Source organism: Parazoarcus communis SWub3 = DSM 12120 (genome assembly GCF_003226565.1).
Taxonomy (GTDB): domain Bacteria; phylum Pseudomonadota; class Gammaproteobacteria; order Burkholderiales; family Rhodocyclaceae; genus Parazoarcus; species Parazoarcus communis.
Window position 1 is genome coordinate 292,461 of sequence record NZ_QKOE01000005.1, and the last position, 25,467, is coordinate 317,927.

Consider the following 25,467-nt stretch of genomic DNA (forward strand, 5'->3'; position numbering starts at 1 on the left):
TCTTGTCTCCTTCAGCGCTCAGACGGACATCGGGTTCGGCTTGCTCGGGTCAAGCTTGTACTTGACCAGTGCAGCAGCGACCTTGTCGCGTTCGATGGAGCCTTCGTCAGCCAGCGCCTTGAGTGCAGCCAGCGTGACCCAGTGGCGGTCGACTTCGAAGAAGTGACGCAGCTTCTCGCGGGTGTCGGAGCGGCCGAAGCCGTCGGTACCCAGGGTGACGTAGGTGTTCTTGACGAAGGGACGGATCTGCTCGGCAAACAGCTTGATATAGTCGGTTGCAGCCACCACCGGGCCGACCGCGCCGTCGAGCTTTTGCTCGACGTGCGACTTCTTCGGTGCCTCGAGCGGATGCAGCAGGTTCCAGCGCGCGGCGTCCTGGCCGTCACGGGCCAGTTCGTTGAAGCTCGGGCAGCCCCAGAGGTCGGCCTCGACACCCCAGTCGTTCTTGAGCAGTTCCGCCGCTGCGATGACTTCGTTGAAGATCGTGCCCGAACCCAGCAGTTGCACACGCGGGCCCTTGCTGTCGGCGCCTTTGCGGAAGGCGTACATTCCCTTGATGATGTCGGCTTCGGCACCAGCGGGCATTTCCGGGTGCTCGTAATTTTCGTTCATCACCGTGATGTAGTAATACACATCTTCCTGCTCGGCGAACATACGGCGCATGCCGTCCTGCACGACGACGGCCACTTCGTACTGGAAGGTGGGGTCGTAGCTGATGCAGTTCGGAATCATGTTGGCCAGCAACAGGCTGTGACCATCTTCGTGCTGCAGACCTTCGCCGTTGAGTGTAGTGCGGCCGGCCGTACCACCAATCAGGAAGCCGCGGGTGCGTTGGTCGGCTGCGGCCCAGCACAGATCCATGGTGCGTTGCAGGCCGAACATCGAGTAGAAGATGTAGAACGGCACCATCTGCACGCCATGCACGCTGTAGGCGGTGCCGGCGGCAATCCAGTCAGCCATGGCGCCCGCTTCGTTGATGCCTTCCTGCAGCACCTGACCGGTCTGGCTTTCCTTGTAGAACATCAGCTGGTCATGGTCTTCGGGGACGTACTTCTGGCCTTCCTGGTTCCAGATGCCGTACTGGCGGAACATGCCTTCCATGCCGAAGGTGCGGCTCTCGTCGGGCACGATCGGCACGATGTGCTTGCCGATCTGCTTGTCCTTGAGCAGCGTGTTCATGATGCGCACGATGGCCATTGTGGTGGACAGTTCGCGGCCTTCGCCGGAGGCCTTCAGCAGTGCGCCAAAGGCATCCAGTGCCGGCACCGTCAGGGCGTCGGCCTTGCGCCGGCGGGTGGGCAGGAAGCCGCCCAGGGCCATGCGGCGTTCGCGCATGTACTTGTATTCGGCGGAGTCTTCCGGGAACTTCAGGTAGGGCAGCTCTGCGAGCTGGTCGTCCGGCACCGGCAGGCCGAAGCGGTCACGGAAACGACGGATCGCGTCCACGTCCATCTTCTTCTGCTGGTGCGAGATGTTCATTGCCTCGCCCGACTGGCCCATGCCGAAGCCCTTGATGGTCTTGGCCAGGATCAGCGTCGGCTGGCCCTTGTGGGTGACGGCGGCGTTGTAGGCGGCAAAGATCTTGAAGATGTCGTGACCGCCGCGGTTCAGGTTCCACACCTCATCGTCGGTCCAGTCGGCGACCAGTGCCTTCAACTCCGGGGTGTTGAAGAAGTGCTCGCGCACGTAGGCGCCATCCTTGGCCTTGAAGGTCTGATACTCGCCGTCGCACAACTCCATCATGCGCTTCTTGAGGATGCCCTTCTTGTCGCGCTCGAACAGCGCATCCCAGTGGGTGCCCCAGATCAGCTTGATGACGTTCCAGCCGGCGCCGCGGAATTCGGCTTCGAGTTCCTGGATGATCTTGCCGTTGCCACGCACCGGGCCGTCCAGCCGTTGCAGGTTGCAGTTGATGACGAAGATCAGGTTGTCGAGCTTTTCGCGGCCGGCCATGCCGATGGCGCCAAGCGATTCAACCTCATCGGTTTCGCCGTCGCCGAGGAAAGCCCACACCTTGCGCTGTTCGGCTTTCTTGGCGTCGATCAGATCGCGGCTGGCGAGGTACTTCATGAAGCGTGCGGAGTAGATCGCGCACAGTGGGCCGAGGCCCATCGAAACGGTGGGGAACTGCCAGAAATCGGGCATCAGCCAGGGGTGCGGATAGGACGAGATACCCTTGCCGTCGACTTCCTGGCGGAAGTTGTCCATCTGGTCGTCAGTCAGGCGACCGAGCATGTAGGCGCGCGAATAGACACCCGGCACCGAGTGGCCCTGAAAGTAGATCAGGTCGCCACCGGTTTCGTGGTCGAGGCTTTTCCAGAAGTGCGAGAAGCCGACGTCGTACAGCGCGGCGGACGAAGCGAACGAAGCAATGTGGCCGCCGACGTTGGTGTGCTTGTTGGCGCGAACGACCATCGCCATCGCGTTCCAGCGGATGTAGGAGTGGAGCTTGATCTCCATGTCCGCATCGCCCGGGTACTTGGGCTGCTGGGTGGCGGGGATGGTGTTGATGTATTGGGTGGTCGCGGAATAGGGCAGGTTGATGCCTTCCTCGCGCGCGCTGTCGATCAGCCTTTCGATCAGGTAGTGAGCGCGTTCGGCGCCTTCATGTTCGATTACGGCGGCGATGGCGTCGAGCCATTCTTGCGTCTCCTGGCTATCCGGGTCGGTTTTCAGAAGGACGTTTGATGTTCCGGTCATGGTCTGTCTCCTCATGACTTTTGGTTGGCAGGTTCTACCCGGGTAGGGCAGGGGTGCGTATTGCGCGCGCGACCGAACCGATACAAGCCCGGTTGCTGTTTCGAACTATAAAACGTTGTTTCGCATTGTGCAATATTTTTATGATGCGAATCAGGTTGTCGCCTCCTGTCGGTGAATCGGGGTGAAGCGCTTGAGGCCGACGTCCCTTGCGAGCCGAAGGCGAAACGTGGGCTGAAAAGCAGACAGGGCTCGTCGCATCGCTGCGCGAGCCCTGTCGGGACATCGGTCGGGAAAAAAATCGGCCGGGGGTGAGGGAGGGAGGGAGAGTTCCCCCGGCCGATCGGGAAAGTGTGGTGCTGGCGTGGCGATCATTGCTGCCTGACTCGTTGCCGGTCCTGCTCGTAAGCATGGACCACCTGACCCTTGCGGACTTCGCCCATGAAGAGTTGCTCAGGCGAGGTGAAGGTCTCGTGGCGGGCCTTCGAGAAGGGGCGATCATAATCCATGATCACGCCGTGTACCCGAGTGTCGAGGTTTTCCAGCGCTTCACGGATGCGCTCGCCCTCGGTGCTGCCAGCCTGCCGTATTGCTGCTGCAAGCAAGAGTGCAGAATCATACCCTTGTGCGGCGGCAGGTGGCACCGGAATTCTCTCGGTGCCCGTTTGTGCTCGCCACGCCTGCAGGAATGCCTGCCGCCGTGGGGTGTCGGGTGCCTGGATGAAGGTTTGCGGCATGCGTGCGCCTTCGGCATTGGGGCCGGCATTGTCGATGAAGTTGGACATCGCCAGTGTCCAGCTGCCGATCATCGGTACCCGCCAGTTCAGCCGGGCCATGCCGTTGGCGATCTGGGCCAGCTCCGGTCCGATACCGTAGGTCAGGATGACTTCAGCGCCGGCCTGGCGGGCACGCAGTAGTGCCGGGGTCATGTCAGCCTGGCGGATCTGGAAGCGCTCGACGACGACGGGCTTGATGCCAATCCTGTCCAACGCACGTTCGAGATCCTCACGGCCGAGTTGTCCGTAATTGGTGGCGTCGTGAAAAATGGCGATGCGACGGAACCCTCGGCGCTCGGTCGCTTCCTTGACGATCATTGCGGCTTGCAGGGTGTCGTGGGCCGATACGCGGAAGATGTAGTTCTCGGAAAACTCGGGCGGCTGGAACTGCTTGGTGATCAGCGAGCCGGTGGCTACCGAGGTGACCATCGGAATGCGTGCCGTCTGGTAATAGCGCTGGCTTGCCAGCGCCACGCCCGTGTTGACGATGCCCAATGCGGCGACGATGCCTTCCTTGTTGATCAAATCCTGGACGACCTGAGCGCCGCGTTCGTTGCGTGCCTCGTCGTCACGCTCGACCAGTTCGATTGTCCGCCCCAGCAGGCCGCCGGCAGCATTGATCTCGGCAATTGCAATGCGGATGCCCTCGCGCATCGAGATACCCATCGGGCTGGAGCCACCGGTGAAGGGGCCGGAAACACCAATACGGATCGGTGGTGGAGGCAGCGTAGCCGTTGCTGCCCCGCCCGGCTGACTGATCAGCATGGCAGCCAGTGCGAGCAGATGCCGGAGGGCGGTGCGTCGAGACATCTTCACATTGTGTTCGCGACAGGCCCCGCCAAAAATTGGCGGAAACCCCAAGCGCTTCCGACCCGGCCCCTGTCCGGCAGCCTCTAGGAGGCTGTCGGGCTTGAGGCCGATCTGCTGCGCCAGTGGGAGAAACGGTCCATATCTGCCCGTTTTTTCGTTGCATGGAATGACTATGCGCCTCAAAAACAGCCGAATCTGTCCTCGTTTTCCCCCTCGGCTCGCTACGATCGCTCAAGTCCGACAGCCTCCTAGGGTATTTCCCGATGTCTTCAAGCCGGCCCGACGGCAACAATGCGACGTCATTTCGCACGTTTTTCCGCTTCGGACTAACGACTGCTGACGACACTCCGGCAAGGCTTTCATGAACGTCCCCGACGATTTCGCACAATCCACCCCCAATCGTTGGTATTGGACAGCGCCCTATGTGGCAGTGGTGGTGTTCGCGCTTTCGATGCTGGTGCTGGTCGGGGTGCTGCAGCAGCGCGAGAAGGACAATCAGCGCAATGCGGTGGCGCGCGATGTGCAATGGGCCGAGCAGACGATGCGCTTGCACATGCAGGGCACGGAGGAGTTTCTCGGCCAACTCGCCCGCGATCTGGCGGCGCAGACGCTGGATCCCGATGCCTTTCAGGTGCGCGCCAATCAGCACATTGCCAACAACGGCGAACTGGTAAACATCGCCTGGGTGGGCGATGACGAGGTCGTGCGCTGGTCTGCACCCTTCGACACGACCGATTGGCTCGCTGGCGAGGCCTTGTCGTCCTTTCAGTCGCCGACCTTCCAGCTCGCGCGGGAGTCCGGTCGACTCAGCTATGGTGCGGCATACGCCAATCCCCGGGGCGTTACCGTGCTCGAGGTTCATGTGCCCATACGCCACGGACGCGAGTTTCGGGGGGCAATCGTCGGCGTCTATTCGATCGAGCGCATGGTGCGTCATCTGGTGCCCGGCTGGTTTGCCGAGAAATATCGCCTGACGCTGCAGAACGCAGGTGGGTCGCCATTGGCGGTGAACTCGACCTTACGTGATCTCGACGAGAGCGTGAGCTTCGAGATTCCGCTCGACCCGCCCGGCAATGGCCTCATCCTGCGCGCCACCGCTTTCCGCACCGGAGGTCAGCTGCCCCAGGCCCTTCCAACGGCCATGATCGTTGGTCTGTCGGTCATCGTGTTGTGGAGCCTGTGGCTGTTGCGCATGCATGTGTTTCGGCGGGTTCAGGTCGAGAAAGAGCGCGATCGCCTGTTCAACCTGTCGCTCGATCTGCTTGCGGTGGTCGGTCTGGACGGCACTTTCCGGCGCTGCAACCCGGCTTTCGAGCGGATTCTTGGCCATTCACCTGTCGAGTTGCCCGGCAGGCCGCTGCTCGACCTGGTGCATCGCGATGATGTCGCTTCCACGCTGGAGCAGCTGCGACAACTGGCTTCGGGGCAGCCCGTCAAGTTCGAGAACCGTTGCCTGTGTGCCGATGGCAGCTTCAAATGGTTGGTGTGGAGCATCAACCCGGTACGTGCCGAAAAGCTGGTGTATGCCGTCGCGCACGACATCACCGGGCGCAAGGCAGCCGAAGAAGCCCTGAGGGCGGAGTCAGCCTTCCGCAAGGCAATGGAGGAGTCGGTGATCACCGGCCTGCGCGCGATCGACCTGACCGGACGCATCATCTACGTCAACTCGGCCTTCTGCCGCATGGTCGGGCTGGAGGAGGAGGAACTGGTCGGGGTGCAAGCGCCTTTCCCGTACTGGCCGGTTGAGGAGATCGAGACCTGCACCCGCAACCTGCAGCTGACGCTGGCGGGCCGGGCGCCGGCCAGCGGTTTCGAGATGCGCATCCAGCGCAAGAACGGCGAGCGCCTGGATGCCCGTTTCTATCTGTCGCCGCTGATCGACCTGACAGGTCGCCAGACCGGCTGGATGGCATCGGTGACCGACATCACCGAGCCGAAGCGGGTGCGGGCGGCGCTTGAGGCGGCGCATGAGCGTTTCGAGGCCGTGCTCGATGGTCTGGATGCGGCGGTGTTCGTGTCGGACGCACGTACCGACGAAATCCTGTTTGCCAACCGGGCGTTCAAGGCCATTCACGGCTTTGATTCGGTTGGCCGCACGGTGCGTGGGGTTGCCGTGCCGCAGCCGGAGCGGGGTGACTACCGGGTCGATCCTCGTGGCCTGAGCGTGGCCGAGCTGCCGCGTGAGCTGTTTGACGGTGAGCTGCAGCACCCCTTGTCCGGACGCTGGTACCACGTACGCGAGCACGCCACCCGCTGGGTGGATGGGCGGGTGGTACGCATGGGCATTGCCACCGATATCACCGACCGCAAGCAGACCGCAGAAATCTCGCGCCAGCAGGAGGAGCGGCTGGAGCGCACCTCACGCCTGATCACCATGGGGGAAATGGCCTCCACGCTGGCGCACGAGCTAAACCAGCCCCTGTCGGCCATCGCCAATTACTGCGCCGGGTGTGTCACCCGGATGCAGTCCGGCAACAGCAAGCCGGAAGACCTGCTGGCCGCGATGCAGAAGGCCAGTTTCCAGGCCGAGCGTGCGGGCAAGATCATCCGCCGCATCCGCGAGTTCGTGAAGAAGAGCGAACCCCGGCGTAGTGCGGTAAAGGTCGCCGATATCCTGGAGGATGCGCTGGGCTTTGCCGAGATCGACGCGCGTCGCCTGGGCATCAAACTGGTGGCCGATGTGTCCGCCGAGTTGCCCCTGGTGTTTGCTGATCGCATCATGATCGAGCAGGTCGTGCTCAACCTGGTGCGTAATGGTCTGGACGCGATGAACGACGTGTTGCCCGAGGAGCGCACGCTGGTGGTGCGGGCCCGTCCCTGTGGTCCGCATGCCGTGGAGGTGGCGGTGGTCGATCGTGGGCACGGCATCAGCGAGGATGACCGGGCGCGGCTATTTACACCGTTCTACACCACCAAGTCGGAAGGCATGGGCATGGGTTTGAACATCTGCCGTTCGATCATCGAATTCCACGATGGTCGGCTGATTGTCGACGCCAACCCGGAAGGCGGTACCATATTCTCCTTTACCCTTCCCACGGAGGCCGCCAGTGAGCGAGTCGCACGTCGTGCCTGACCAGCAGATCTACATCGTCGATGATGACGAGGCCCTGCGCGATTCCCTGGTCTGGATGCTGGAGTCAAGCGGTTACACGGTCTCGGCATTCGACTCCGCCGAGGCTTTTCTGGCAGCCTATCGCGAAACTTTTTCCGGCTGCCTGGTGCTGGATGTACGCATGCCTGGCATGAGTGGGCTGGAGCTCTTCGAAGAGTTGGGGCGCCGGCGCTGCACCTTGCCGGTGATCTTCATAACCGGTCATGGGGATGTGCCGATGGCCGTTTCTGCGCTGAAGAAAGGCGCGGTCGACTTCATCGAGAAGCCCTTCGGCGATCAGGAAATGTTGCGTTTGATCGCCCAATGCCTGGAGCAGGAGCGTGCCAGCCGCTCCAAGCGCAAGCTTGAGGCTGATACCGCCCGCCGGCTCGAGCACCTGACCCAGCGCGAGCGTGAGGTGCTGGACCTGATCATCGCCGGCAAGCTCAACAAGCAGATCGCCGACGTGCTTGGCATCTCGATCAAGACGGTCGAAGTCCACCGCGCCAGGGTCATGGAAAAGATGGGTGCCCACTCGCTTGCCGAGCTTGTCCAGCATGTGGTTACCGTGGAGCCTGCAGCCTTGGGGCGCTGATTCGGCTTGCAGTAGTGGCCTGGGCGCGGCTGGCTGCCGTTGGGTTGTTTTTCGCCGGTGATGGACGATGCTGTGGTGTTTCCGGATGGGTTTCCGCCAGACGGCATGATATGTTTCATCCATGACCGCATTGAATGGACTTTTCCTGCTGGCCGGGGTGTTGCTCTTCATCAGCGTGCTGGCAAGCACGGTTTCGGCGCGCCTTGGCTTACCTCTGTTGTTGCTGTTTCTGATCGTCGGCATGCTTGCCGGCGAGGAAGGGCCCGGCGGTGTTCGGTTCAATGATTTTGCTTCAGCAACGTTGGTAGGCCACCTGGCCCTTGCCGTCATCCTGCTGGACGGTGGCCTGCGGACGCGAATTGCCAGCTTCCGGGTTGCCCTGTGGCCGGCAACGGTGCTGGCGAGCTGGGGGGTGATTGGTACCGCGGGGTTGTTGGGGGTCTTCGCGACCTGGTTGCTCGATGTCGATTGGCGGATGGGCATGCTGCTTGCTGCGATCGTTGGCTCAACCGATGCGGCGGCGGTGTTTGCGCTATTGCGCAATAGCGGGGTCCGGCTCAACGAGCGGGTCAAGGCCACACTTGAGATCGAGTCTGGCGCCAACGACCCGATGGCCATCCTTCTGGTCACCATTCTGGTCGAGATGCTGTTGATGCCGGAGCAGGCCGGCTGGTGGCGTTTCTTCACCATGCTTTTCGAGCAGCTGACGTTGGGTGCATTGATGGGCGGCATCGGCGGCTTGATCCTGGCGCGTTTGCTGATCAAGCTCAAGCTGGCCGAGGGGCTCTATGCCCTGCTGATCGTCTCCGGCGGGCTGATGGTTTTTGCGGCAACCAATCTCGCCGGGGGCAGTGGGTTTCTTGCGGTTTACCTGGCAGGGCTGGTCGTGGGCAACCGTCGCTGCCATGCGACCGAGCACGTGCTCAGGGTCATGGACGGCCTGGCCTGGCTGGCGCAGGCGGGCATGTTTCTGGTGCTGGGCCTGCTGGTCACGCCGTCGCTGCTGCTGGATCATGCGGCAGAGGCGCTGGCGATGGCGGTATTCCTGATGCTGGTCGCCCGCCCGATCGCGGTGGTGATTGGCTTGTGGCCGTTCAAGTACCAGCCACGCGAACTGGCTTATGTGTCCTGGGTGGGGTTGCGCGGGGCAGTGCCCATCGTGCTGGCGATCGTGCCAGTGATGATGGGCGTGCCGGATTCGCGCTTGTTGTTCGATGTCGCCTTTGCGGTCGTGCTGGTGTCCTTGCTGGTGCAGGGGGCCACAGTGCCGGTGGCGGCGCGCTGGTTGAAGGTCGAGGTGCCGCCGCAGGACGAGCCGGTTGATCGGCGTGAGGTCTGGGTCGGTGACAAGGCGGCACTGGACCTGCTGGAGTACAAGGTGGTGTCAGGTTCGGCCGCAGAAGGCCGGCATCCGGACGATATTGCTGCCGCCCGGGGCGGCCTGGCCGTGCGCTGTGTGTCGGTTGTCAGGCGCGGCAAGCTGCTGCCGCTGCAGATTGATACCCGGCTGCAGGAAGGGGATTCCGTCTGGTTTGCCGCTGCTGACGAATATGCCGAGTCGCTGGCGCATGCGTTTACTGCCAATGCGGCCAACGAATTGTCTGCACACGCCTCGTTTTTTGGCGAGTTCATCGTCGATCCCGAATGTCTGGCGGGTGAGCTGGCCCAGGCCTACGGCTTTGTGCTGGAGGATCACGAGTCCGCGCTATCGCTGCGCGACATGATGCGGGCCCGGCTGGGGCGGCGTGCAGTCGTCGGCGACCGGCTCAAGATCGGCGCTTTTGTGTTGACCGTGCGTGAGATGGATGCCCGCGGGGTGATCACCCAGGTTGGCCTGAAGTGTCCGAGTCTGTTGCCTTGAGGCCGGTTTTCGTGCGTGTCTGACGGGTTTTGCCGCACATCGAATCCGCGCAGTCCTGGTTGAAACTGGTAAAATCCCGGGCTTTTTCCGAGGCAGCAAGATGACCGCTCGCATTATCGATGGCAATGCGCTTTCTGCGCGCGTGCGCGGCGAAATCGCCGAACGGGCTACCGCGCTGACGGCGCGGGGTGTGCAACCCTGTCTGGCGGTCATCCTGGTGGGCGAGAATCCCGCCTCGGCCGTTTATGTGCGCAATAAGGTCAGCGCCTGCGAGAAGGCTGGCATCCGTTCATTGCGCCTCGACTATCCGGCCGATGTCTCGCCTGAGGTGGTCATGGCCAGGCTTGCCGAGCTCAACGCCGACCCGTCGGTGCATGGCATTCTGGTGCAGTTGCCGCTGCCGAAGCAGTTCGACGAGGCCGCAGTGCTGGAGGCCATCAGCGTCACCAAGGACGTCGACGGTTTCCATGCCGAGAATGTCGGCCGCCTGTCGCAGAACCAGGAGGCCTTCCTGCCTTGCACGCCGCACGGTGTCATGAAGATGTTCGAAGCCGAAGGCGTCGATCTCGCCGGTGTCGAGGCCGTGGTCATCGGGCGTTCCAATATCGTCGGCAAGCCGATGGCCATGCTGTTGACCAACGCGGGTGCCACCGTCACGGTCTGCCATTCGAAGACCCGCGACCTCAATTTTCATACGCGTCGTGCCGACATCCTGGTGGCTGCGATCGGCAAACCGCGTTTTGTCACGGGTGACATGGTCAAGCCGGGTGCGACGGTGATCGACGTGGGGATCAACCGCTTGCCCGATGGCAAGCTGTGTGGCGATGTCGATTTCGAATCGGCAAAGACCGTCGCCGGTCTGATCACGCCGGTACCCGGTGGTGTCGGTCCGATGACCATCACCATGCTGCTGGAAAACACCGTCATTTCTGCTGACCGCGCCGCCCGCGCGGCCGGCAAGTAAGCCTTTCCGATATTCAAGCGGCAGCGCCGCACCAAGCAAGGAAGCGCGATGAGCGAACAGAAACCCGTTGTCGGCATCATCATGGGTTCCAATTCCGACTGGCCGACGATGAAGGCCGCAGCAGCCATGCTCGATGATTTTGGCGTGCCCTACGAGGCCCGGGTGGTGTCGGCTCACCGTACCCCGGACCTGATGTTCGAATATGCCGAACAGGCGCGCGAGCGTGGTCTGAAAGCCATCATTGCCGGTGCGGGTGGCGCGGCGCATCTACCGGGCATGGTGGCCGCCAAGACCACGCTGCCGGTGCTGGGCGTACCGGTGCAGTCGCGGGCCCTGTCCGGGCAGGACTCCTTGCTGTCCATCGTGCAGATGCCCAAGGGAATTCCGGTGGCCACCTTTGCCATCGGCGAGGCCGGGGCTGCCAATGCCGGCTTGTTCGCGGTGGCACTGTTGGCCAACGACGATGCAGCGCTGGCAGACAAACTGCTTGCCTTCCGTGCCCGCCAGACACAGGCGGTGCTGGACATGAAGCTGGACTGACGGGGCTCGATCATCATGATTCTCCCGCCCGCCACCCTCGGCATGCTCGGCGGCGGCCAGCTTGGCCGCTTTTTCGTTTCTGCTGCTCACGAAATGGGTTACAAGGTCTGGGTCCTGGATCCGGACCCGCACAGCCCTGCCGGCTTGCTGGCCGATCGTCACCTGATTGCAGCCTATGACGACTATCAGGCGCTGGACGAGTTTGCCGCTGGCTGCGCAGCCGTGACGACCGAGTTCGAGAACGTGCCGGCCGATACCCTGGACTATCTCGCCAAATTCCTGCCAGTGCATCCCGCCGCCAGTGCGGTGGCCGTATGCCAGAACCGCATTGCCGAGAAGTCCTTCCTGGCCGACAACGGTTTGCCACACGGCCCCTTCGCTGCCATTCGCAACGAGGACGACATCCGCAGTGCCAATGCCGGCCTGTTTCCGGCGGTGCTCAAGGTGGCGCGTTTCGGCTACGACGGCAAGGGTCAGGCGCGGGTTGCCGATCGTGATGAAGCATTGGCTGCCTTTCAGCAATTCAAGGGTGAGCCCTGTGTGCTGGAAAAGATGCTGACGCTGGACTTTGAGGTATCGGTGGTGCTTGCGCGTGACGAGGCCGGGAAGGTGCAGTGCTTTCCCGTCAGCGAGAACCGTCACCGCAATGGCATCCTGGATGTCACCATCGCGCCCGCACAGGCATCGGCCTGCCTGCGTGACAACGCGCAGGAAGTGGCAGAGCGTATCGCCAGCAAGCTTGCTTATGTCGGTACGCTGGGGGTGGAGTTCTTTGTCTGTCGTGGCGAGTTGTTCGTCAACGAAATGGCGCCCCGCCCGCACAACAGTGGTCACCACACCATCGATGCCTGCGATGTCAGCCAGTACGAGCAGCAGGTCCGCGCGTTGTGCGGCCTGCCGCTGGCGCGGCCACGTCAGCACTCTGTCGCGGTCATGGTCAATCTGCTTGGCGAACTCTGGTATGAGGATGGCAAGGGCCACGGCACCTATCGCGAGCCCGACTGGTCGCTGCTGCATGCGGTGCCTGGCCTGCGCCTGCACCTCTACGCCAAGCATCACGCCCGCCCCGGCCGCAAGATGGGGCACTTTGTCGTGACCGGCGACGATGCGGCTCAGGTGCTAGAGCGTGCGCTGCAGGCGCGCGCGGCCATCGGCATCCGCGACGAATGAGTTCCGCCACGCATCCGGCAAGAGGCCATGTCGATTCGGCAACGCCCGTCGCAATCGAGCGGGCGGCTGACCTGCTGCGGGCCGGAGACATCGTCGGCATGCCGACTGAAACCGTGTATGGCCTGGCTGCCGATGCGCTCAATCCGCTTGCCGTTCGCAAGATCTTCGCCGCCAAGGGGCGCCCGGCCGATCATCCCCTGATCGTGCATCTGCCGGACGTCAGCCACCTGCCGCAATGGGCAGCAGCAATCCCGAAGGATGTCATCGCGCTTGCCAACGCGTTCTGGCCCGGGCCGTTGACGCTGATCCTGAAGCGCGAGGCGGGTGTGCCGGACGAGGTCACTGGCGGGCAGGATACGGTCGGGGTCCGTGTGCCTGCCCATCCGGTCGCGCTACAGCTTCTGCGTCAGTTTGGTTCGGGCATCGCTGCGCCCAGTGCCAACCGTTTCGGGCGCATCAGTCCGACCACGGCCGCACATGTGCAGGAGGAGCTCGGCGAACGCGTGGCAGTGATACTCGATGGCGGTGCCTGCGAGGTGGGCATCGAGTCCACAATCCTGGACTTCTCCCGCAACCAGCCCGAGATCCTGCGTCCCGGCGCAATCACCGCAGATGACATTGCCCGCGTCATTGGCCGTCGCCCGCGGGTACGCGGCGAAGACCAGGCTTCGCCTGTACAGCATGATGCGCACCCGTCCGGCGATGCCCCAAGGGTGTCCGGTGCGTTGGCTGCGCACTATGCGCCGAGCACACCGCTGCAACTGTTTGCAGCCACCCAACTGGTGGAGCAGGCTGCTGTTCTGGCAGGTGAGGGCAGTCGCGTTGCGGTGCTCGCTCATAGCGTCGCTAGCCCGGACGATGCTCGGCTGATCTGGCGCCAGGCGCCGGCCGACCCGGTCGCCTACGCGCACGACCTGTACGCCAATCTGCGCGCACTCGATGCCCTCGGAGCCGATTTCATCCTGATCGAGGACCTGCCCGGGATACCCGCCTGGCGCGCCATCGCCGACCGACTCGGCCGCGCCGCCGTTGGCTCCGGCGCCGACCAGGACGAGACCTGAACACGCTATTCCAATTTTCAGGGGGCTTTACTATAATGCGGCCTCTTGGGCCGATAGCTCAGCTGGGAGAGCGCCGCGTTCGCAATGCGGAGGTCGTGAGTTCGATCCTCATTCGGTCCACCAGAACACATTTATCACGAATGTCTTGTGATGAAACAAAAGCCGCAACCTGAAAGGGTTTGCGGCTTTTTATTTGTCTCACGTTGTCCCCTGGCATCTGGGGGCAACATTGAGGGCAGCTTCGACTTCAGGCGAAGGCGTTGCCCCATGCCGATGACTGACATCAAGATTTAGCACCTACATCTCTCTCTCGAAGCCTCTGAGGATGAACTGAGCTTCGCACAAAGCGGGGACGAATCGTTTGCCGTCTCGACACGGGGTTTGCATGACTGCAATGATTGCGGCGTTCGCTACAATGCAAGCCAAGCATTGCAATCGTCAGGAGCGCGTGATGGCGACCAATCTTGTCGTTCGTAACATCGACCCATCGATCGCGCAGGCTTTGAAAGAGGCGGTGGCGCGGCACGGTTGAAGCGCTGAGGCGGAGCATCGGGAAATCCTGCGGGCAGCGCTTGCGCGACCTGCGCGGCGGACCTTCAAAGACGTTCTGGCCAGCATGCCGGACGTGGGTGCCGATGAAGACTTCAACCTCAGGCAGGGCTGATGTACCTGCTCGACACCAATATCATCGGCGAGCTGCGAAAAGACGGGCGTGCCAATCCGGGCGTCACCGCCTTTTTCGCCACCCTGGCCGCGGAGGACATCTATCTGTCGGTGCAGACAATCGGTGAGATTCGCCGGGCCCTGGGGAACATCCGTAACCGCGGTGACCGCGAGCAGGCTGCGCGACTCGAAGCCTGGCTGGATATGGTGGTCGCTGACCATGCAGACCGTATTCTGGGCTTTGACCTCGACTGTGCTCAGCTCTGGGGCCGACTGATGTCACCGAGTCCCCAGCATCCCATCGACAAGCAGATTGCCGCCATCGCCCTCATCTACGACCTGACCGTCGTTACGCGCAACACGGAAGACTTCAAGTCGATCGGGGTGCGAAGCATCAATCCGTTTAGCCCGCCCTTGGTGAGCTGAGAGGCGAGCGGCAGCGTTCCGCTAGCCTCGGAGCCTAGCCTCTGGCGTGCCGAGAATCGGGAACACTGCTCGTCGGCTGACCTTCGGGAGTGGTTGCCGACTGATGTGCGGCGGCGCAGGCGGGGTCGCAGATGCGGTCGGTGGGCTGCGGGGCCATGAGTCAGGCGTCGCCGAGGGCGGCGCGCAGGTCGGTGAAGGGGGTCATCAGGGTCATGGAGTCGAGCGGTGAAGGCTCAAGCCCGAGTTGCAGGTAGAAGGCGCGGGCGGCATCGCTCAAGGCATGCACGATGAGGCCGCGCACGCCGATGACGTCTGCCGCATACAGGGCGCGGCGGGCGGCATCCTGAAACAGGGCGCGGCCCAGCCCCTGGCCATGATGACTGGCGGCCACGGCGAGGCGGGCGAGTACGACGACGGGGATGGGGTCCGGCATGTTGCGGCGGAAGCGGCCCGGTGCGGCAGCCGGGGCGACTGCGCTGGCGGCAAGTGCGTAGTAGCCGACCACGGCATTCCCCTCGCAGCAGACGAAGGTGCGCGATGCGCCACTGGCCTGGTTCTGCGGGGCGCGGCGGCGCAGCCATTCGTTGAGCGTGGGTTCGCCGCAGTCGAAGGCGGAGAGATCGTGTTCGGCACTGAGCAGGCAGGGGGCGCTGAGCATCAGGCCCTGGTCCAGGGAGCGGGGGTCTGCATGGTTTTGCGCAGGCGCTCGTTGGGCTGGGCCGGTGCATCGAGCCGGGCAAGAAACTCGGCGTAAGCCTCGGGGCTCACGGAGAGGATGGCGCGATCCAGCAGGGTGTCTTCCGCGGCGCGGCGGGCGGCGCTGAGGATGAAGTCGGTGCGCGTTTTGCCGGCAGCTTCGGCAGCGCGGTCGATGAGGTTGCGTTCCTCGGGCGGGATACGCAGGTTGAGCGTGTCGCGGCGTGGGGCCTCGGTGGAGGGGGGGGCGGCTCTCATGATGAGGACTCCTGTGTGGGGTACTGTCAGTCTAGCATTTGCGTAACGCTAATGGCGTTACGTTTTCGGTGCGCCGGGTTGAGCTGATTGATAGTCATCGACGGTCCTCAGGAAGGCGGCGAGGATCGGGGATTGGTCGCCCTTACGGTAGATGCAGCTCAGATCCACGAGCAGGTTTGGAGGAGGGTCCGTAAGCCGTCGGTAAGTCACCCCGGGAAACTGAAGTGTGGTTGCCGATTCGGGCACCAGACAGATGCCGAATCCACTGGCGACCAGGGCAACGCCCGTCACCGCATCGCCGACTTCCTGCGAAATCTGCGGCTGGAAGCCGTTCTCGATGCAAAGACCGATGACTTTATCGATGAAGCTTGGACGGGCGCCGGTCGGAAAAAGGATCATCGGATGATCCTTTAACTCGGCGAAGCGTATGACGGATTGCCTGGCCAGCGGATGGTCGTCGTGTAACGCGACCAGCAGCCCCTCGGTGGCGACCTGCTTGATCACGATATCGTCCAGCGGCTCCAGCATGCGGTTGAAGCCCACCGAGATACGCCGCTGCCGGACCGCTTCGATCTGCTCCGCTTTCGTCATCGTGTGCAGGACAACCTTGACGTCCGGATGGCGGTTCCGAAAGTTCAGCAGCAGTTTGGGAATCAGGTCCAGGATCGCGGACCCGAAGATAGCGATATCGAGACGCCCCAGTTTTCCCTGGCCGGCCCTTTGAGTCCGCTCGGTGGCCTGCTCCACCAGTGCCCGGATATTGCGCGCCTCTTCCAGGAAAAGTTCGCCGGCCTGGGTCAGCTCCATGCCTCGCGGGGTGCGGATGAACAGGGCGACGCCGAGCTCCTCCTCAAGCTGCTGGATCTGCCGCGTCAGAGGGGGCTGGGATATATGCAGACGCGTTGCTGCGCGCCCGATGTTCTCTTCCTCCGCGACCGCAACGAAATAACGCAAGTGACGTAGATCCACCGCTTGTTCTCCCCCTGTCAGGCGACGACGAGTTGCCCGGCTTGAGATCATACCTAAGGAGTATCGAGAAGGGAGAATAATGGTATTGGACGGTAATCCTCCCCGCCGATAACTTTCGCCCTGACCCGCTGCGTTACAGGCCCAAGACCTTCGTCGCCAGCGGGACGACAAGACGAAAGACACCAATCAGGAGGAGGAAGAGATGAACAAGCGTCTTGGTACACGGGGTGCACAGGCTCGATCACGGCCGCACGCAAGCCGCCTGAGCACAGCGATCGCTGCCGCTGCGGCCGTGCTGGCAAGTGGTGGCGCAGCCGCGGTTCAGATCGATACCGGCGATCCCGATATCCGGGTTTCGTGGGACAACACGGTCAAGTACAGCGCCGGGTGGCGGGTGCGTGGTGCTGACTCGAAGGTGGCGGACAATTCGATTGGTCCGCAGGCAAACACCAATGACGGCGACCTGAATTTTGGTCGGGGCCTGATCTCGAACCGTCTGGATGTACTGTCCGAATTCGACTTCCGTTACAAGCGCACTTTCGGCTTTCGGGTGAGCGGTGCCGCCTGGTATGACCAGGTATACAACGTATCCAACGACAACCCGGGCGCCCTGGGCGGCGCCCTGGTCAATTCGCGATCCGCTGCGTACAACAAGTTCACCGACGACACCAAGCGTCTGCACGGGCGCAATGCCGAGTTTCTCGATGCCTTCGTCTATGGAAACCTGGCGCCCGCCGGCATGAACCTGAACCTGAAGGGCGGGCGTTTCACCCAGCTCTACGGTGAAAGTCTGTTCTTCGGTTCAAACGGTATTGCGGGCGCGCAGACGCCGCTTGACCTTGCACGCGCGCTGGCGGTCCCGAACTCGCAGTTCAAGGAGGTGGCTCGTCCGGTAGGGCAGGTGTCGGCGCAACTCCAGGTCAATGCGGACGTGACCATCGGCGTCTATTACCAGGCGGAATGGCGCAAGTCGCGCCTGCCGGCCGCGGGAAGCTACTTCAGTTTTGCGGACTTCGTGGATGAGGGCGGCGAGACTGTGATACTCGGACCCGGCGCAGCGGTGTTCCGCGGCAAGGACATCGAAGCGAAGGATTCCGGGCAGGGGGGTGTGCAGTTGCGCCTGAAGAGCGGAAATGCGGAGTACGGATTCTATGCGGCGCAGTTTCACGACAAGATGCCGCAGTTTTATCTGCGGCCGGGTGTGAACGTTCAGCCAGGCAGCGTTGGCGACTACGTCCAGGTGTTTGGCGAGAACATCCGCACCGTGGGCGCCAGCTTCAGCACCTTGTTGGGCGAGACGAACATTGCCGGCGAGATGTCGTTCCGCGACAACATGCCGCTGGTGGCGACCGGCAATACGGTGATCACCGGGCCGCTGTCCGACGGGGACAGCAAGGCCGCATTCCCGAAGGGCCGCACGATGCACCTGAACCTGTCGGCGATCAGCGTCATGGGGGCCAGTGCGCTGTGGGACGGGGCGTCCTTCATCGGCGAGTTCGCCTACAACCGTCGGCTCAAGATCACCGACAACGCCGATCAACTCGATCCGCTGGCGACCCGCGATGCAAGCGCGATCCAGTTCGTGTTCACCCCCGAGTATTTCCAGGTCACGCCCGGCCTCGATCTGCAAGTGCCGATCGGGTTGAGCTATGGGCTGGGCGGCCGATCGTCGGTCAATGGCGCGCTGTTCCCAGCTGAGCATGGCGGCAACCTGAGCCTCGGGATCAAGGCCGACTACCAGAGGACCTGGCAGGCCAGCCTGAATTTCACCCACTACTTCGGGCGTGCAGGTTCCGTCATCAAATACAACACGGCCGTGCCCGAGCTTTCATACAACAACTTCCATGGCGACCGCGACTTCATCTCGCTGTCCATTCAGCGCACGTTCTGATTCAAGCCATGAGGCAATCGAGGAGACAAACGATGATCAAGCACAAGCTTCTGTGGGCGGCGCTGGTAACCGTCCTGATGGGTGCGCAGGGTACGCACGCTGCCGTGAGCGCAGACGAGGCGGCCAAGCTCAAGAGCACGCTGACACCGCTGGGCGCGGAAAAAGCCGGAAACAAGGATGGCAGCATTCCGCCGTGGGAAGGAGGCATCACCAAGCCCTTGCCGGGCAAGCAAATGGGTGACATTCCGACCGAGATCTTCACTGCCGAGAAGCCGAGGTTTCAGGTCACCGCGAAGAACATGACTGAACATGCCGCCTTGTTGTCCGACGGCACCAAGGCGCTGTTGCAGAAGTATCCGGACAGCTTCCGCCTCGACGTCTATCCCACCCACCGTACCGCGGCCGCACCCCAGCGCGTGTACGACAACGTCGCGAAGAACGCGACGCGGTGTGAGACCCGCGACGGTGGCTACTCCATCTCCGGCTGCATCGGCGGTACGCCGTTCCCGATTCCGAAGGATGGGGTCGAGGTGATGTGGAACTTCCTGATGCGGGTCGAGGCGCCGTCGATCGAGTATCGCTTCAAGAACATCGTCGGCAATGCCGACGGCTCGCATACGCTGGCGACGCGCAACGAGATTGCCTTCCAGTATCCGCAGTATTACGAGGATGCAACGCCGGAGAACTGGTCCGGCGAGTATGCGATGTTCCGCTTCAACACCCTCGAGCCGCCGTTCAAGGCCGGTGAGTCCCTGGTGATCCGAGACAGCATCGATCAGAAGAATGCACGCCAGGCCTGGCAATATCTGGTCGGTCAGCGCCGTGTGCGCCGTGCGCCGACGGTATCCTACGACACGCCGGACTTTGTCGCCTCGGGGGCCAACTACTTTGACGAGGTGCAGGGCTTTTTCGGCTCGCTCGACCGCTTCGAGTGGAAGCTGATCGGCAAGCAGGAGATGCTGATTCCGTACAACAACAACGGATTGATCGGTGCGAAGCTTGGCGATGCCATCGCCAGGCACCACCTCAACCCCGACCATGTGCGCTGGGAGAAGCATCGGGTGTGGGTGGTCGAGGCCACCGTCGCCAGCGGCAAGCGCCACGCGGTGCCGAAGCGGCGTTACTACCTTGACGAGGATACCTGGCTGATCGCGCTGGTCGACGGCTACGACGCCGAAGACAAGCTGTGGCGCACGACCCAGGTCACCCCTTTCGTGGTGCCGTCCATCCCGGCGACGCTGATGAAGACCGCAACCGTGTTCAACCTGCAGGCGGGCACCATGAGCGTGATTCAGGCGCTCAATGATGAAGACTTCAAGGTTGTTCCGCGCAAGCCGGAAACCTACTTCACCGGTGACGCCGTGGCAGCCGAAGCCTCGCGCTGATCAAGGCTCCACCTCCACGACCTGCCGGCACGCTTCGGGCCGGCAACGGCCTTCCACGCCTGATGCGCCCATTCGTCTGCACTGGTTTCAAACGGTATGCATGGCGTCTGGGTGCTGCTAGCGAGTACGTACCATGGTTTTCAAGACTCCATTCGGGCGGCGCGTGCCCTGCGTTGCCATCCTGTTCTCTTTTTGCTGCTTGTTGTGCGGATCCCCCGTGGCGGCCGAGCCGCACAAGGTTCCCGACCTGCTCGAGCTCTCGGCGCGGACCGATGTCCGGGCACAGGCCTCCACTCAACTGGCGCTTGCCCGCGCCGCCGAACGGGTGGTGGCGGTGGGGGTGCGTGGCAACGTCTTGCTGTCCGATGATCACGGCCGCAGTTGGCGGCAGGCCCGCACGGTACCGGTCAGCGTGGCGTTGACCGATGTGCACTTTGCCAGCCCGGATCGGGGCTGGGCGGTGGGACACAGTGGTGTGATCCTGCACAGCGCAGACGGGGGTGACAGCTGGAGGCGTCAACTCGATGGCCGTCAGGCGGCCGCCATCGTGCTTGATGAGGCGAATGCTCGGCTGGCTGCGGGTGATCCCGGTGCCGCTCGCGCCGTGCGGGATGCCCAGAGGATGGTCGAAGAAGGACCGGACAAGCCCTTGCTTGGGGTGTACTTCGCCGACGATCAACGCGGCTATGCGGTCGGTGCCTATGGCCTGGCGCTCGTGACCGAAGACGGCGGCGCGACCTGGCACTCACTGGCAGGGCGCATTCCCAATGCGCGTGGCAATCATCTCTATCAGGTGCGGGTTCGTGGGCGGGACATCCTGATTGCGGGCGAGCAAGGTGTGCTGTTCCGCTCGCAGGATGGCGGCGACACCTTTGCCGCCATACCGACCCCTTACGCCGGTACCTATTTTGGCGTCGTCGTGATCGATACGGACACGATGCTCGCCTATGGGCTGCGCGGCAATGCCTGGCGCACCCATGACGGTGGGCAAAGCTGGGTGCAGGTTCCGATCGATCAGGAGATCACGATTGCTGCCGGACGCCTGTTGTCGGATGGGTCGGTCGTGCTGGCCGACGAGAGCGGACGTGTGCTGCGCAGCACCGACGGTGCGCGCAGTTTTGTCGCGTTACCTGAGCACACCGGCAGCGGGCTGACCGGCATGGTCGAGACCTCGGCGGGGGATCTGGTTCTTTCGGGCGCACGCGGTCTTGCCCGGGTGGAACATCGCAAACTTGTAGCGGAAGCAAAGTGATGAGTATCGCAAACACATTGCCTGGGTCGGGCCTCGCGGACGGATTCCATGACTTCGACCATCGCTCGGGCTTGCTGCTCGAGCGCATGCTGTTCAACAACCGTGCGCTGGTACTGGCGTTTTGCCTGATTGCCACGGTCTTCTTTGGCTACAAGGCGTTGGGGCTGTCGCTCAACGCTGCGTTCGAGAAGATGATTCCGACCGGGCACCCGTACATCGTCAACTATCTCGACAACCGCAGCCAGCTCGCGGGCATGGGTAACAGCCTGCGCATCGCGGTCGAGGCCAGGGAGGGCGATATTTTTGATGCCGGGTATCTCGACACGGTACGCAGGCTCAGCGACGAGCTGTTCCTGATGCCGGGTGTCGATCGGCCCTTCATGAAGTCGCTGTGGGCGCCAGCAGTGCGCTGGACCGGCGTGACCGAGGACGGTCTGGATGGCGGGCCGGTGATTCCGGACGACTATGATGGCTCGCCAGACAGCCTCGAACAGGTACGCGTCAACGTCGAACGCTCGGGCGAGATCGGACAGCTGGTGGCGGCCAACTACCGGTCGAGCATCGTGATGGTGCCGCTGCAGGATCGCTTGGCCGAGACCGGCGAACGTATCGACTACCATGCGCTGTCGCAGCGCCTGGAGGCATTGCGAACCCAATACGAGTCTGAGCGTATCCGCATCCACATCACCGGCTTCGCCAAGGTGGTGGGCGATCTGATTGATGGATTGCAGCAGGTGATGCTGTTCTTCGCCGCTGCGATCGCCATCTGCACCTCGGTGCTGTACTGGTACACGCGCTGCCTGCGCAGTACCTTGCTGGTCATGCTGTGCTCCTTGACCGCGGTGGTGTGGCTGTTCGGTCTGTTGCCAACGCTCGGGTACGAGCTCGACCCCTATTCGATCCTGGTGCCCTTCGTCGTATTTGCCATCGGCATGAGCCATGGCGCACAGAAGATGAACGGCATCATGCAGGACATCGGTCGCGGCACGCACAAGCTGGTGGCCGCCCGCTACACCTTCCGGCGCCTGTTCCTGACCGGGATGATTGCGCTCATCACCGACGCAATCGGCTTTGCGGTGCTGATGGTGATCGACATTCCGGTGATTCAGGATCTGGCGGTCACCGCCAGCCTGGGCGTGGCGGTACTGATCTTCACCAACCTGGCGGTGCTGCCGATCCTGCTGTCCTACACCGGTGTCAGTGCGGCCGCCGCACAGCGCAGCAACCTGGCGGAGCGCCTCGAAGCCAGCGATCTTGAACACCGGCGCCACCCATTCTGGTCTTTCCTGGATCTGTTCACCCAGCGCAAATGGGCCACCATCGGCGTGCTGGCGGGCCTTGCAATGGGGGCGGTCGGCCTGCTGGGCGGCGCCCAGCTCAAGATCGGTGACACCGACCCCGGGGCCCCCGAGTTACACCCGGATTCGCGCTACAACCGCGACAACGCCTTCATGGGCGCCAATTACGCAGCCAGCAGCGATGTCTACATCGTGATGGTGAAGACCCCGCAATACGCCTGCGGGCAGTACGACACGCTGATGGCCGTCGATGCGCTCGAACGTGAGCTGCAGCAGCTGCCCGGCGTCGAGGGCACCAGTTCGCTCGCGGGGCTGGCCAAGGTCGCCAACGCCGGCATGAACGAAGGCAGTCTGAAGTGGTTCGAGATCCCGCGCTCGCAGGACATGCTCAACGCCATCATCACCCGCGCACCGCGTGAAATGTTCAATCAGAACTGCGATCTGCTCACGGTGTATGTCTATCTGAAGGATCACAAGGCCGACACGCTCAACAGTGTGGTCGGGACCGTGGAGGCGTTTGCCGCGCAATACGGTACGGACGAGTTGCGCTTCCTCAATGCGGCGGGTAACGCCGGTATCGAGGCGGCAACCAATATCGTGGTGGGGAAGGCCAACACGCAGATGCTGATCCTGGTGTACTGCGCGGTGATCGTGCTCACCTTCGTCACCTTTCGCTCGTGGCGTGCGGTGGTGTGTGCAGTGCTGCCCCTGATGATTACTTCGGTGCTGTGCCAGGCGTTGATGGTGTGGCTGAACATCGGGGTGAAGGTGGCCACCTTGCCGGTGATTGCGCTTGGGGTGGGAATCGGCGTCGATTACGCCTTGTATGTGATGACGGTGGTGCTGGCGCGGATGAAGGAGGGCATGAGCCTGTCAGAGGCCTACTATAAGGCGCTGCTGTTTACCGGCAAGGTGGTGGTGCTCACCGGGATCACGCTGGGATTGGCGGTGGCCACCTGGGCGTGGTCGCCGATCAAGTTCCAGGCCGACATGGGCATCCTGCTGGCATTCATGTTCATCTGGAACATGCTCGGCGCGCTGATCCTGTTGCCTGCATTGAGTCATTTCCTGCTGCGACCGAACGCAGGCGCCGTGGCCTGAACACGCGCTGCGAAACCTGTCGCGTCACGTGCGGGTGGCACTCGATGGGCCGGAACGGGACACCACGCCGGCCACGGTCGCATTGGGGCGCGCGGCGTTGGGGGTTAAAGTACGGCCAGTGACAAGACAACAACGGCCCGTCGAGGCCGAGGTGGAGACGGAATGGTGCAACAGCGGCTCATCGAACAGTTCAATCTGCGCGCCAGGCTGCGCTTCAATATCGATCGGGGCGAGATCTGGCTGGACGAGAATCGCATGCTGCTGCTCCACGCGCGCGCGATGGGCGCGTTGCGCCGGGAGCTGTTTGATTCTCTGGGCGTGGAGCGCGCCCGTGGACTGCTGATTCGCATGGGCTTCGCATCGGGCCAACAGGATGCCGAACTGGCCAAAAAGCTCTACGGTGCGGGTGAGCCCTATGACGTGTTTCGCATCGGCCCCGAACTGCATGCCTTCGAAGGTCTGGTCAAAGCCACCATTACGCAGGCCGAGCTCGACTGGGAGCGGGGCAGTTTCATCGGCGAGGTGGATTGGGAGAACGCCTGGGAGGCCGACTCCCACCTGCAGCAATTCGGTATTGGTGACGATCCGGCGTGCTGGAGCCTGGTCGGTTACGCCTCGGGCTACGTCACCCAGTTCTTCAACCGCTTCATTGTCTTTCGCGAGACCACCTGTATCGCCAAGGGCGACCACCAATGCCATATCGTCGGCAAACCCGCCGAGGCCTGGGGCGATGACGCGTATCTGGACTATTTCAAGCCGGACAATCTCCAGGGCCAGCTCGACGAGATGCGCGAAGAGCTTTCACGCCTGCGCCAGTGCGCGGTCGAGCCGGCCGGCAACCTGATTGGTGCTTCGTGCGGCTTTCGCGCCGCCTTCGACCTGGTCAGCAAGGCCGCCAGCAGTCCGATCACGGTGCTCCTGCTGGGTGAAACCGGGGTCGGCAAGGAGATGTTTGCACGCTGGATCCATGAGCATGGCAGCCGTTCCGCACAGCCCTTCGTGGCCGTCAACTGTGCCGCGATTCCCCACGACCTGATCGAGTCCGAGCTGTTCGGCGTGCAGAAGGGCGCCTACACCGGTGCCCAGTCCTCGCGCCCGGGGCGCTTCGAGCGGGCCCACGGGGGCACGCTGTTCCTGGACGAAGTGGGCGACCTGTCGCCCGCCGCGCAGGTCAAGCTGCTGCGGGTGTTGCAGACCGGCGAGGTGGAGCGCCTCGGCGACGAGCAGACGCGCAAGATTGATGTCCGCCTGGTGGCGGCGACCAATGTGGATCTGCAGCAGGCGATTGCGGACGGCCGTTTCCGCGCCGACCTGTATTACCGGCTGGCCACTTATCCGGTGGTGATTCCGCCGCTGCGCGAGCGCCGCAGCGACATTTCGCTGCTGGCGGCGTCCCTCCTCGAAAAATACCAGGCGTCGTACCACAAGAAGCTACAGGGCATCAGTGACGGGGCGATGCAGGCGCTGATGGCCTACCAGTGGCCCGGCAATGTGCGCGAACTGGAGAACCTGATCGAACGCGGCGTGTTGCTGGCCCCCAACGGGGGCCTGATCGAGATCGACCACCTGTTTGCGGGTGGTGCGCCAGTCATTGCCGGCGGTGCTGGCGTCGATCACGCGGGCGTCGTCGGCAATGAGGACGAGGCAAGCCGCAGCCGTCTGTGCGAAGCGATTCTGCATGACGGCTTCCAGCTCCAGCAGCACGAGGCCCAGCTGCTGGAACTGGCCGTCCGGCGCGCCAATGGCAATCTCACGCATGCCGCCCGCCTGCTCGGGATCACCCGTCGCCAGCTTGCCTACCGCTTGCGCCAGAGCGCCATCCCCTCCGCCTGATTCATTCAGCCTTGCGGTGGATGGATTCACCCTCGGCTGTGCTTTGGGCCGACAGGCCCGGGCTGAGGTCGCGATGACGGGCTGACCTTCCGGCCGGCAAGGCGTACGGCCCGCCAACCACCCTGTCCAG

General features: G+C 62.9%; 19 protein-coding genes and 1 tRNA gene. 15 read left to right on the forward strand and 5 right to left on the reverse strand.

Translation table 11 applies throughout. The features are described 5' to 3' along the window. Nucleotides 1–18 precede the first annotated feature (18 nt). Both aceE and DNK49_RS09930 read right to left on the reverse strand, forming a co-directional pair. Nucleotides 19–2,700 carry a pyruvate dehydrogenase (acetyl-transferring), homodimeric type gene (gene aceE / locus DNK49_RS09925; protein WP_110524174.1) on the reverse strand — a complete coding sequence of 894 codons (2,682 nt, stop codon included), beginning with the start codon at nt 2,698–2,700 and terminating at the stop codon, nt 19–21. 368 nt (nt 2,701–3,068) lie between these two features. Next, nucleotides 3,069–4,283 (reverse strand): ABC transporter substrate-binding protein, encoded by a 1,215-nt coding sequence (locus DNK49_RS09930; RefSeq protein ID WP_110524231.1) that lies wholly within the window; start codon nt 4,281–4,283, stop codon nt 3,069–3,071. 361 nt (nt 4,284–4,644) lie between these two features. Between DNK49_RS09930 and DNK49_RS09935 the strand changes: the two genes are divergently transcribed. The 10 genes from DNK49_RS09935 to DNK49_RS09980 all read left to right on the forward strand — a co-directional run bounded on the left by DNK49_RS09935 (nt 4,645) and on the right by DNK49_RS09980 (nt 14,654). Continuing rightward, the gene (locus DNK49_RS09935) at nt 4,645–7,356 is read left to right on the forward strand and encodes a PAS domain S-box protein (protein WP_110524175.1); all 2,712 of its coding nucleotides are present in this window, start codon (nt 4,645–4,647) and stop codon (nt 7,354–7,356) included. Then, nucleotides 7,331–7,969 (forward strand): response regulator transcription factor, encoded by a 639-nt coding sequence (locus DNK49_RS09940; RefSeq protein ID WP_110524176.1) that lies wholly within the window; start codon nt 7,331–7,333, stop codon nt 7,967–7,969. The genes DNK49_RS09935 and DNK49_RS09940 overlap by 26 nt, the downstream gene beginning before the upstream one ends. 121 nt (nt 7,970–8,090) lie before the next feature. Continuing rightward, the gene (locus tag DNK49_RS09945) at nt 8,091–9,830 is read left to right on the forward strand and encodes a potassium/proton antiporter (RefSeq protein WP_110524177.1); all 1,740 of its coding nucleotides are present in this window, start codon (nt 8,091–8,093) and stop codon (nt 9,828–9,830) included. 100 nt (nt 9,831–9,930) lie between these two features. Then, nucleotides 9,931–10,794 (forward strand): bifunctional methylenetetrahydrofolate dehydrogenase/methenyltetrahydrofolate cyclohydrolase FolD, encoded by an 864-nt coding sequence (gene folD, locus DNK49_RS09950; RefSeq protein WP_110524178.1) that lies wholly within the window; start codon nt 9,931–9,933, stop codon nt 10,792–10,794. Nucleotides 10,795–10,842: 48 nt separating this feature from the next. Then, the gene (purE, locus tag DNK49_RS09955) at nt 10,843–11,334 is read left to right on the forward strand and encodes a 5-(carboxyamino)imidazole ribonucleotide mutase (RefSeq protein ID WP_110524179.1); all 492 of its coding nucleotides are present in this window, start codon (nt 10,843–10,845) and stop codon (nt 11,332–11,334) included. Between the two features lie 15 nt (nt 11,335–11,349). Further along, the gene (locus tag DNK49_RS09960; protein WP_110524180.1) at nt 11,350–12,504 is read left to right on the forward strand and encodes a 5-(carboxyamino)imidazole ribonucleotide synthase; all 1,155 of its coding nucleotides are present in this window, start codon (nt 11,350–11,352) and stop codon (nt 12,502–12,504) included. Beyond that, entirely contained in the window at nt 12,501–13,565 is a 1,065-nt protein-coding gene (locus tag DNK49_RS09965; RefSeq protein WP_110524181.1) for an L-threonylcarbamoyladenylate synthase, read from the forward strand. The genes DNK49_RS09960 and DNK49_RS09965 overlap by 4 nt, the downstream gene beginning before the upstream one ends. 47 nt (nt 13,566–13,612) lie before the next feature. After that, a tRNA-Ala gene (locus tag DNK49_RS09970) sits at nt 13,613–13,688 on the forward strand. Nucleotides 13,689–13,950: 262 nt separating this feature from the next. Then, nucleotides 13,951–14,097, forward strand: coding sequence for a hypothetical protein (locus tag DNK49_RS24585; RefSeq protein ID WP_243632299.1), 147 nt, complete (start codon nt 13,951–13,953; stop codon nt 14,095–14,097). Between the two features lie 131 nt (nt 14,098–14,228). After that, entirely contained in the window at nt 14,229–14,654 is a 426-nt protein-coding gene (locus DNK49_RS09980) for a type II toxin-antitoxin system VapC family toxin (RefSeq protein ID WP_110524182.1), read from the forward strand. Nucleotides 14,655–14,814: 160 nt separating this feature from the next. Here DNK49_RS09980 and DNK49_RS09985 read toward each other — a convergent pair whose 3' ends face one another. Genes DNK49_RS09985 through DNK49_RS09995 form a run of 3 tightly spaced genes read right to left on the reverse strand, consistent with a single transcriptional unit; the run spans nt 14,815 to nt 16,577 of the window. Next, nucleotides 14,815–15,312 (reverse strand): GNAT family N-acetyltransferase, encoded by a 498-nt coding sequence (locus DNK49_RS09985; RefSeq protein ID WP_243632300.1) that lies wholly within the window; start codon nt 15,310–15,312, stop codon nt 14,815–14,817. After that, nucleotides 15,312–15,608 carry a type II toxin-antitoxin system TacA family antitoxin gene (locus DNK49_RS09990; protein WP_110524184.1) on the reverse strand — a complete coding sequence of 99 codons (297 nt, stop codon included), beginning with the start codon at nt 15,606–15,608 and terminating at the stop codon, nt 15,312–15,314. Before DNK49_RS09990 ends, DNK49_RS09985 begins: the two co-directional genes overlap by 1 nt. Nucleotides 15,609–15,665: 57 nt before the next feature. Beyond that, the gene (locus DNK49_RS09995; RefSeq protein ID WP_110524185.1) at nt 15,666–16,577 is read right to left on the reverse strand and encodes a LysR family transcriptional regulator; all 912 of its coding nucleotides are present in this window, start codon (nt 16,575–16,577) and stop codon (nt 15,666–15,668) included. 202 nt (nt 16,578–16,779) lie between these two features. Here DNK49_RS09995 and DNK49_RS10000 point away from each other — a divergent pair, with 202 nt between their 5' ends. The 5 genes from DNK49_RS10000 (at nt 16,780) to DNK49_RS10020 (ending at nt 25,337) form a co-directional block, all read left to right on the forward strand. Beyond that, the gene (locus DNK49_RS10000) at nt 16,780–18,468 is read left to right on the forward strand and encodes a DUF1302 domain-containing protein (protein WP_110524186.1); all 1,689 of its coding nucleotides are present in this window, start codon (nt 16,780–16,782) and stop codon (nt 18,466–18,468) included. 32 nt (nt 18,469–18,500) lie between these two features. Further along, the gene (locus tag DNK49_RS10005; protein WP_110524187.1) at nt 18,501–19,853 is read left to right on the forward strand and encodes a DUF1329 domain-containing protein; all 1,353 of its coding nucleotides are present in this window, start codon (nt 18,501–18,503) and stop codon (nt 19,851–19,853) included. A gap of 217 nt (nt 19,854–20,070) precedes the next feature. Continuing rightward, on the forward strand, nt 20,071–21,105 hold the full coding sequence (locus DNK49_RS10010) for a WD40/YVTN/BNR-like repeat-containing protein (RefSeq protein WP_243632301.1): 1,035 nt from the start codon (nt 20,071–20,073) through the stop codon (nt 21,103–21,105). Continuing rightward, the gene (locus DNK49_RS10015) at nt 21,105–23,504 is read left to right on the forward strand and encodes an efflux RND transporter permease subunit (RefSeq protein WP_110524189.1); all 2,400 of its coding nucleotides are present in this window, start codon (nt 21,105–21,107) and stop codon (nt 23,502–23,504) included. Before DNK49_RS10010 ends, DNK49_RS10015 begins: the two co-directional genes overlap by 1 nt. 162 nt (nt 23,505–23,666) lie before the next feature. Continuing rightward, nucleotides 23,667–25,337, forward strand: a complete 1,671-nt coding sequence (locus tag DNK49_RS10020) for a sigma-54-dependent Fis family transcriptional regulator (protein WP_110524190.1) — start codon at nt 23,667–23,669, stop codon at nt 25,335–25,337. Nucleotides 25,338–25,467: the final 130 nt, after the last annotated feature.